This is a genomic window from Zhongshania sp. (genome assembly GCF_041584495.1).
Classification (GTDB): Bacteria; Pseudomonadota; Gammaproteobacteria; order Pseudomonadales; family Spongiibacteraceae; genus Spongiibacter.
In genome coordinates this window covers 1-2434 of record NZ_JBFHDY010000241.1, presented here as the reverse complement: position 1 = coordinate 2434, position 2434 = coordinate 1, and the positions used below count along the sequence as shown (strand labels likewise).

The window sequence follows — 2434 nt, the reverse complement described above, 5'->3', positions numbered from 1 at the left end:
GCGGCCTGTCATTACCACTGCGCTGGTTGCGTCCTTGGGCTTTGTACCAATGGCTTTAAACACGGGGATAGGTTCCGAGGTGCAGCGCCCCCTAGCAACCGTGGTGATTGGCGGTATTTTGTCGTCGACACTGCTGACCTTGTTTGTGCTGCCGTCCTTGTACCGGATGCTGCACCGCGCCGATAAAGGAGCATAATGTGAAGGAAAAAATGTTTACAGGTCGTTTTTACGCCCTCATTGCTGCAATAGCGATGTTGATGTTCAGTAGTATAAATGTGCTCGCCCACGGCATGTCTGAGGCAGATAAGCAGCGCGCAATTGAGGCTGGTCTGCCAGATTACATATTGTTAGGTGCGGGCCATATGCTTACGGGCTATGACCACTTACTCTTCTTGTTTGGTGTCATTTTCTTTCTCAGCCGCTTTACCGATATTATTAAATTCATCACGGCTTTTACCTTAGGTCACTCGATAACGCTCGTTTTTGCCACGCTTTACTCAGTACAGGCAAATTACTTTTTGATTGATGCTGTGATAGCACTCACCGTTTGTTACAAGGGCTTCGAGAATCTCGACGGCTTCAAACGCTACCTTGGCGTAGCGTCACCTAATCTAATGTGGATGGTGTTTGGCTTTGGCTTGATTCACGGTTTTGGTCTATCGACTCGGCTGCAGGAATTGCCTATGGGAGACGGCAGCATCGTTATGAAAATACTGGCTTTCAACGTCGGTGTCGAAGTCGGTCAGATCGCGGCACTCACCGTAATGCTGGCACTGTTAGTAGGGTGGCGCAAAACTGCCTCATTCAAGCGCTTTAGCGTTATGGCCAATACATTGCTGGTCATCGTTGGTGGCTTGCTATTCTTGCATCAATTACATGGCTACCAGCACACGGAGCTTGCCGATAATTTCCCGATTAATACCGATGATCACTCACATATACATGAAGATATGGCTGCTGAAGCGAAATCAAATATCCTCGAACGCTATCCTCGGCGCATAATAACCCCTCAGCCTTCACTGCAGGACGAAGCACCCCATGAACACGGCGATGGCGCTTACCACAGCCACTAAATAAAGGTGAAAACATGAAATACCGAATTACTTTATGTTTGCTAGCAAGTTTATTTATAAGCTCAAATCTATTGGCGCATGGAGGTGGCCATGCGCCAATTACCGAAAAAAAAGCCTTAGCCATAGCAACTCAAATTGTTCAGGGTTTTGCCAATATCGACCCGCAGCTTGGCTTTGGCAAAGTACCCGCGAGCTGGGCAAGTATCAGTAATGAGGCAGCAACAATTTTTCAGAGTGGCGATTGCTACTATATTGTTAAGCTTGTAAATCCCAGCGATGAGCGCACGCTTTATATTCTGATGTCAGCTGAAGGCGAAGTATTTGATGCGAACATCAGCGGTAAGTTTGAAGGCGTGAACTAAAGGTGAGCCTATGACAGCCTATATATTTGCCGCAAAGCTGCTTCTTGCAGCGTCGGTTATTGGTTATGCGTCGTGGCTATCGGATAAGAAGCCAGTGTTGGCGGGATTTATAGTCGCATTACCATTGGTTTCCATTTTGGCTTTATTTTTTTCCTACATCGAACACAAAGATCCACAAGCCAGTATTACCTTTGCCAAAAGTATTCTTTTTGGCGTGCCGATTTCTTATTTATTTTTTCTGCCTTTTTTACTGGCTGATCGGCTTCATCTTGGCTTTTGGCAAAGTTATATATCGGGTTTGCTGTTGCTGGTTGTGGGTTACTTTGTACACCGCGCGATAATGATTGCCATTGGGTGATTTTCAAATTTTCTATCAAACTCATAACCAATTTCAGTTAAGAAGTCAGCCTCCCTCCCTCACTATGCAAGAAGGGCCGGCAAAGTGTTGTCACTAAATTTCCGCTATTGTGAGAGGCTGTGTGAAAACTCCTATAACGAAATTAATCACGCGATCCTACGTGAAATGTGTATACGATTGGCTAGAAAACTTGGTCAGATTTTGATGTAAGACACATATTCACATCAATCCTTGTCTAAATTATGACTTGAAAATAGTTTTCACACAGTCTGGTGACGCAGGAGCTTTCGAAGAACTAGATCTAACGTTACTTGGTGTCTAGCAAACCCTAGGAAGTCCAATTTGGCGCAATGACTAAAAGGCTGCACCCTAGAAACTCCATTCTAAGCGCATAGCGGCTCCATTCTCATTCTCGTTTAACCGCTCAATTCTCAATTGCGATCAAATTCATAAGTGCCTGTTTCGCTGTATTCGCCGAGATAAAGATGCACAAGCTCGCGCCCCTTATTGACCCAAGATATGATAATCATTATCATTACGATTCGTAAATGAATAACATTAACAGAATGGGGTTGGGTGTGAAGAAGTCGCTATTGTATACGTGTATCGTGTTGTCGCCCGTAGTTCCGGCATTCGCAGAT

4 protein-coding genes are annotated in these 2434 nt (G+C 45.1%); all 4 read left to right on the top strand.

Annotation, left to right across the window (positions count from 1 at the left end):
• Positions 1-196, top strand: a 196-nt coding sequence (locus ABYP33_RS18675) for an efflux RND transporter permease subunit (RefSeq protein ID WP_373092800.1), incomplete at its 5' end; no start/stop codon positions are given.
• 1 nt (position 197) lies between these two features.
• Entirely contained in the window at positions 198-1073 is an 876-nt protein-coding gene (locus tag ABYP33_RS18670) for a HupE/UreJ family protein (RefSeq protein WP_373092798.1), read from the top strand.
• Positions 1074-1087: 14 nt separating this feature from the next.
• Positions 1088-1435 carry a DUF6488 family protein gene (locus ABYP33_RS18665; protein WP_373092796.1) on the top strand — a complete coding sequence of 116 codons (348 nt, stop codon included), beginning with the start codon at positions 1088-1090 and terminating at the stop codon, positions 1433-1435.
• A gap of 10 nt (positions 1436-1445) precedes the next feature.
• Positions 1446-1793 (top strand): hypothetical protein, encoded by a 348-nt coding sequence (locus tag ABYP33_RS18660; RefSeq protein WP_373092794.1) that lies wholly within the window; start codon positions 1446-1448, stop codon positions 1791-1793.
• Positions 1794-2434: the final 641 nt, after the last annotated feature.